The organism is Microbacterium sp. B19 (genome assembly GCF_000333395.1).
Taxonomy (GTDB): domain Bacteria; phylum Actinomycetota; class Actinomycetes; order Actinomycetales; family Microbacteriaceae; genus Microbacterium.
Genome location: NZ_BADA01000202.1, coordinates 1 through 1541 on the forward strand (window position 1 = coordinate 1; position 1541 = coordinate 1541).

Here is a 1541-nt window from a genome sequence, read left to right on the forward strand (position 1 = left end):
GGGTCTCGTCTACCGCGAGGGGCTGAACGCGGTGCGCATCGGCGGGGGCGTGGCGGGCAACGTCATCCCCGACGCGTGCGAGATCGAGGTCAACTACCGGTTCGCCCCGAGCCGCGACGCCGCGACCGCCGAGCGGGTCGTGCGCGACGTCTTCACCGGTTTCGACGTCGAGATCGTGGATGTCGCCGAGGGTGCTCGCCCGGGATTGGATGCCGATCTCGCCCGGGACTTCGTCGCCGCCGTCGGCGCGACGCCCAAGCCCAAGTACGGGTGGACCGACGTCGCGCGGTTCTCGGCTCTCGGCATCCCGGCCGTCAACTACGGACCCGGCGACCCCCACCTGGCTCACCACGACGAGGAGCGCGTTCCGCTCGCCCAGATCGAGACCGTCGAGCGCGGCCTCCGCTCCTGGCTGACCGGGTCGTGAGCACCGCGACCGCGACGTCTCCGCGGGCACGGTCCTGGCAGGGCTGGCCCGTCGCGGCGCGCATCGCGGTCATCTACATCGCCGCGCGGCTCGTGACCACGGGCTTCTTCCTGATCGCGGCCGCGCTGTCCGGTCCGGGCTCGCGCTACGGCGTGGATCCCTCGCTCGGGCAGCTCGCGCTGGGGTGGGACGCGCAGTGGTACTGGTTCGCGGCGGTGTCGGGCTATCCGAGCGTCCTGCCGCTCACTCCGCACGGCGACGTGGCAGAGAACGCGTGGGCCTTCCTGCCCGTCTACAGCTCCCTCTCGGCCGGGCTCGGCACGGTGCTCGGCTCGTGGGGTGCGGGCGCGGTCGTGATCTCCCTGCTTTCGGGCCTCGGCGCGAGCGTCGTCCTGCACGGATTGCTGCGCGACCGCATCGGTGACTCCGCCGCCCTCTGGGCCGTGACGTTCTTCGCCTGCGCACCGCTCGCCGCCCTCTTCCAGGTCGGCTACGCCGAGTCGATGTTCCTGTTCCTCCTGTTCCTGGCGCTCCGCTGCGTGCAGCTGCGGCGGTGGGGCTGGCTCTACGTCCTCTTGCCGGTCATCGGCTTCACGCGTCCCGGCATCCTGGCCTTCGCGCTGTTCCTGGGGCTGTACGGGGTGTACCGCTTCGCGCGACGGCGCGTCGACGCGTTCCCCCTGCGCGAGATGGCGCACCTCGTCGCACTCGGCGCCGTGGCCGTCGTCGCGGGCTTCGCGTGGCAGGTCATCGCGGGCGTCGTGACCGGCGACCCCCGCGCTTACCTCGCGACCGAGCTGGCCTGGAGGCGGAACTGGATCGCCGGGGCGAGCGACCAGTTCGTGCCGGTCGAGGGATGGATCCAGGGCGCGGGTTTCTGGTTCACGCAGTGGGGTCTCGGTCCGGTCGCCGGCGTCGTGGCGCTGGTGCTGCTCGTGCTGGGAGTGACGGCGGCGCTGCTGTTTCGCCCTCAGGTGAAGCGTCTCGGCATCGAGCTGCGCCTGTGGTCGGCGAGCTATCTCGTCTACCTCTTGCTCGTGTTCTTCCCGCAGTCGAGCATCTTCCGACTGCTCGTGCCACTCTCCCCGCTCTGGGGAGCCCTCGCCGGGCCGCC

General features: G+C 71.5%; 2 protein-coding genes. Both read left to right on the top strand.

Translation table 11 applies throughout. The features are described from left to right. Positions 1 to 427, top strand: a 427-nt coding sequence (locus tag I5G_RS07540; RefSeq protein ID WP_022878510.1) for a peptidase dimerization domain-containing protein, incomplete at its 5' end; no start/stop codon positions are given. Next, positions 424 to 1541: hypothetical protein (locus I5G_RS07545; RefSeq protein ID WP_022878511.1), on the top strand; the 1118-nt coding region annotated here is incomplete at its 3' end. The genes I5G_RS07540 and I5G_RS07545, both read left to right, overlap by 4 nt.